Here is a 4,170-nt window from a genome sequence, read left to right on the forward strand (position 1 = left end):
TCACTGGTGATCATCTCCATCACCAGCGCGGGAGCCTTCACCGAACGCCTCGGCACGGGTGCCACCATCCCGTGGGAGATCGTCGTACCGTTCACTTTCGCGGCAATTACAGGCTCGTTCGCAGGAAAAGTCATCAGCGACAGAGTTTCTGCCACCACACTCACCCGTAGCTTCGCAGCCCTGTTATTCGTCGTAGCCGTCTACGTCACCGTCCAGGCATCCATGGCCCTGTAACGCACATCGTTGTGCATCACAGAGCCTATTTCTGCGCATGCAAATGCGTGACGTGTGTGGTCTCGGGACATACCTAACTGATCGTCACCGGGACATCGTTAACGGTCTCGGGGTCGGGTGGGCGTTGAAGTTTCGGATCGGTTTGGTGGTGGTTCCGGCGTGCAGTGAGAGTTTTGTGGGGCCGTCGAGAACTCGGAAATGGTGATCCTCGACGACCACGGTGAGGATGGTTCCGGCGTGTGTGCGGCCGACGGGCAATCTCTGGCCGTCGACCATGACGACACCGTCTATCGGCACTTTCCGGTGCACGCGTTGGGGGCCCGAGGGCGGCGGGAGGAGCGTCGTTGCTCGACGCACGCGGGTCAGTTGGCGGTTATCGTTGCTGATCAACGGATTCGGCAAGGTCTTGATCACATGGTTACCGGCGATGGCGTGGATGAGACCGCCCTCGATTCTGAGGGTGATGCGGGTTCCGGCGGTGTCCGGACCCAATGCGAGCTGATGGCCGAGCAGGGTGATCAGTCCATCGCGGGTGGCGGTGCGATCGACCTCGATCGGTGCCGCAGTGCGCAAGCGGGCACTCGGATCGAACGCGGGCAGTGCCGGCGCAGTCTGCCCTGCACGTGCGCCGCGCATGGTCAACCGGTCGAGGTCGGCGCTCGTCAGCTGGGAGGCACACCGTGGGGCGTGTCAGATGGTTTGTGTAAGAACGGACTGACACGGATGGAGCATCATCGTGACCATGACTGTGGACGGCAATCATGCAGATGACACGAACGATCGGGCTGAGCTCAGCGCCTTCGACGCCTTGAAGGCCTCGGGTGCCCTCGACGAGGTGATGGCCAAGATCGACACGGGCCAGCTGCAGATCACCGGGCAGGGCGGGTTCCTGCAGGAGATGGTCAAGGCGGTTCTCGAGCGCGGACTGCAGACCGAACTCACCGAGCACCTCGGATACGACAAGGGCGACCTTGCCGGCCGTCTACTTCCCAACGCTCGCAACGGTTTCAGCAGCAAGACCGTGTCGAGCGAAGTCGGCGATGTGCCGTTGGCAATCCCCCGCGACCGCGACGGCACGTTCGTTCCAACCCTGGTCCCGCGTGGTGCGCGCAGGATCGGTGGGCTCGATGACATGATCGTCGCGCTCTACGCCGGCGGCATGCCAGTGCGCGACATCGAGCATCATCTTGCCTCGACCATCGGTACCGAAATTTCCCGCGAGACCATTTCCAAGATTACCGACTCGGTCCTCGAGGAAGTCCTCGAATGGCAGCGCCGGCCACTCGATCCGATCTATCCGATCCTCTATCTCGATGCGATCGTGGTCAAAATCAGGTCCGGTCAGCAGGTCACCAACAGGGCTGCGCACATCGCCGTCGGTGTCGACCTCGACGGCATCAAACACGTGTTGGGGATCTGGGTTCAAGAACACGAAGGGGCGAAGTTCTGGGCCGGGATCTGCGCTGAGCTGGCAAATCGTGGCGTCAGAGACGTCCTGATCGCCTGCACGGACAGCCTCACTGGATTCGGCGACGCCATCGAAGCGACGTGGCCGCACACCGTCGTGCAGACGTGCACCGTCCACCTGATCCGCGCGTCGATGCGGTTCGTGGCCTACGGCGACCGCAAAGCGGTGGCGTCGTCGCTCCGGTCGATCTACACCGCACCCACCGTCGATGCGGCCCAAGCTGCACTCGACGACTTCAAATCCTCGCAGTGGGGTGTCAAGTATCCGACAGCGGTGCGGACGTGGGAGAGCGCGTGGGAGCGGTTCATCCCGTTCCTGGCTTTCCCACCGGCGCTCCGGAAGATCATCTACACCACCAATGCCATCGAATCGCTCAACTATCAACTTCGCAAGATCATCAAAAACCGCGGACACTTCCCCAATGATCAAGCGGCAGTGAAGCTTCTGTGGCTCGCGATCTGCAGCATCGAGGACAAGCGCGCCCGGGAGAGAGACCGCCTGAGCAAAGATCGACTCGCACCCCGCACCGGCAGGGAGGTCAACAGACTGATCGAAGGATCTCTGACGACCGGTTGGAAACAAGCGCTCGGCGCGCTCGTGATCAACTATCCGGACAGACTCGACCCTTATCTCACCTGAAAGCAAATTCGCTCACAGATAACTTGACAAGCTCCAACCGTGGTGACCACCAAACCGTCGATCACGGCGTGGATGCTGGCGAGGTCGGCCCACAGGGTTACCATGCGTCCGGCGAACCCCTTCCCGATCCACACTTGCTGTGCACCGACCAGATCGACGACGCCCGCCGCCGGTATGCGTAGGTCGATCTCGTAACCGCCGGCCATCCCTGATCGCGCCGAATATGGTTGTACGACAACAGACGCGGCAGACGCGGCAGGGGCGGCCGGCGTCGCACTTCGATACCGTCTGGGTCCCCGCAGAATACCACTTCGCGCTCCGTGACGGCCGCGGAGTCGGATTCACCTACATCGAGGGTGACATCGTCCGCGGAACCTCACGTCTGTGACCACCCGCCCCCGTGCCTGACCGCACCGGGGTACCCGCCCCACCGCACCGACTGGAAGGAACGCCCCTCGTCTACGACCGATCTCGACGAGCGCCCGTGGACCCGGCCGTGGGTTCCCATTCCGGGCACCGCGACGAAGTCCTCGACAGGCGGAAGCTGGCATCAACGACGGGCCGGCGTTGGCGAGCGCGGATCTCGGTTTGGCGATCGGCGCGGGCACCGATGTCGCCATCGGTCCGGGGACATCATAGTCGTCCGCGACGACCTCGGCGATGTGGTCGATTCGTTGGGGCTGGCCAAGGCCATACTGGCGACCATCAAGGGAAACATGGTGTGGGCGTTCGGGTACAACATCGCTGCCATCCGCATAGCGGCCGCAGGTCTGCTCAACCCGCTCCTCGCGGGCGCTGCCATGGCGTTCTCGTCGTTCTTCGTCGTATCGAACAGCCTCCGGCTGCGTCGGTACCCCGCTACATCCTGACGACCCGGGAGGGATACCTCGGCGAACAGTGAACTGGTGTCGCCGCGTCAGCGAACGTGAAGTGATCGCGCTGTGCGTGGCCGCGCCGCACGACCGGCCCGGCCACGCACTCCTGCGCAGCACGCCCGGTCAGCCACCGGGCGGATTCGTACCGACGTCATCGCCGCGGTACCTACAGTCAGTCGCATCCGCGGGTGCCGAAGTTCCCGCGTCGATCCGGGAACTTTCTCCGCCCGCGGTGCGACTGGTGGTCGACCGGTCATGAGCTGCGCCGACACAGGACGCGGCCGACGGATGCGGCCGATACCGCAGTTCACGGGAGGGTTCGAAGTGCACGACGATCTTCGCCACTATCGGCCCATGTTCGAGGCCATCGAACGACGAGTGCTGGCGACGGTAGAGATGGCTGCCCACGAGCGCCTGCGTGCGGCTACAGTGATCGCCGTAGCAGGGCTGGGTCTGTGCCTGGGCCAGTCGGGCGAGGCAACGGGCTGGGCAACATTGCTCAACAATGCAGCGGCGCAGGCGGAATCGACCAGCATCGTCGCTGTCATTGCCGCCCATGCCGGTGTGATCTTCTGTCTGATCTGCTCAGCCGCCGCACTCCATACCCGAATGATCCATCTGATCGTTCTCGCCGCCGCAGGATGCGCCAGCACTTCGGTCCTGGCGATGTTGTCCATCTGGACACGCCAGTCCGCTCACGACAGTTCAACTCTCGCCGGCCCCGGCCCTGGCGCGCTGATCGGGCTGCTCACCGCCGTGGTTCTCACCGGGCTGTGGACACGACTGGCCCTTCGCCCGGAGCGTCGCGTCTTCACGTACTGATCGAGCCACCATTCCGCCGAACCGACAGAAGGATCGATCCCGTTCGGCGGCTTCCCTTGGGGCCGCATCGCATTCGGTCAATCCGACGGGCCGCTGCTGCCTCTGGCTGCGGTGATCGGCGCGCCGGGGTTG

The 4,170-nt window shown here is 63.6% G+C and carries 4 protein-coding genes and 3 pseudogenes; 6 read left to right on the top strand and 1 reads right to left on the bottom strand.

Annotated elements, in window-relative coordinates; all coding sequences use genetic code 11:
• Positions 1 to 234, top strand: a pseudogene (locus AB0P23_RS25340) (sulfite exporter TauE/SafE family protein); the annotation flags it as partial.
• A gap of 84 nt (positions 235 to 318) precedes the next feature.
• On the opposite strand, the gene AB0P23_RS25345 reads toward AB0P23_RS25340, so the two are convergent.
• Positions 319 to 870 (bottom strand): hypothetical protein, encoded by a 552-nt coding sequence (locus tag AB0P23_RS25345; protein ID WP_008720428.1) that lies wholly within the window; start codon positions 868 to 870, stop codon positions 319 to 321.
• 106 nt (positions 871 to 976) lie between these two features.
• Between AB0P23_RS25345 and AB0P23_RS25350 the strand changes: the two genes are divergently transcribed.
• From AB0P23_RS25350 to AB0P23_RS25370, 5 genes and pseudogenes are all read left to right on the top strand, one after another.
• Positions 977 to 2,341, top strand: a complete 1,365-nt coding sequence (locus AB0P23_RS25350; RefSeq protein ID WP_363799783.1) for an IS256 family transposase — start codon at positions 977 to 979, stop codon at positions 2,339 to 2,341.
• 223 nt (positions 2,342 to 2,564) lie between these two features.
• Positions 2,565 to 2,729, top strand: a complete 165-nt coding sequence (locus AB0P23_RS25355) for a hypothetical protein (RefSeq protein ID WP_155288693.1) — start codon at positions 2,565 to 2,567, stop codon at positions 2,727 to 2,729.
• Between the two features lie 158 nt (positions 2,730 to 2,887).
• Positions 2,888 to 3,210: pseudogene (locus AB0P23_RS25360) on the top strand (cation-transporting P-type ATPase); the annotation flags it as partial.
• Positions 3,211 to 3,570: 360 nt separating this feature from the next.
• Positions 3,571 to 4,038, top strand: a complete 468-nt coding sequence (locus tag AB0P23_RS25365; protein WP_051048272.1) for a hypothetical protein — start codon at positions 3,571 to 3,573, stop codon at positions 4,036 to 4,038.
• Between the two features lie 33 nt (positions 4,039 to 4,071).
• A pseudogene (locus AB0P23_RS25370) lies at positions 4,072 to 4,170 on the top strand (hypothetical protein); the annotation flags it as partial.

The sequence above is a fragment of the Rhodococcus sp. NPDC077669 genome (assembly GCF_040686915.1).
GTDB lineage: Bacteria > Actinomycetota > Actinomycetes > Mycobacteriales > Mycobacteriaceae > Rhodococcoides > Rhodococcoides fascians.

What these genes read in the sequence shown, in the direction of transcription:
- AB0P23_RS25365 (WP_051048272.1), top strand. Translation starts at nt 3,571, where the DNA reads ATGTTCGAGGCCATCGAACGACGAGTGCTGGCGACGGTAGAGATGGCT.
- AB0P23_RS25350 (WP_363799783.1), top strand. Translation starts at nt 977, where the DNA reads ATGACTGTGGACGGCAATCATGCAGATGACACGAACGATCGGGCTGAG.
- AB0P23_RS25345 (WP_008720428.1), bottom strand. Translation starts at nt 870, where the DNA reads ATGCGCGGCGCACGTGCAGGGCAGACTGCGCCGGCACTGCCCGCGTTC.
- AB0P23_RS25355 (WP_155288693.1), top strand. Translation starts at nt 2,565, where the DNA reads ATGGTTGTACGACAACAGACGCGGCAGACGCGGCAGGGGCGGCCGGCG.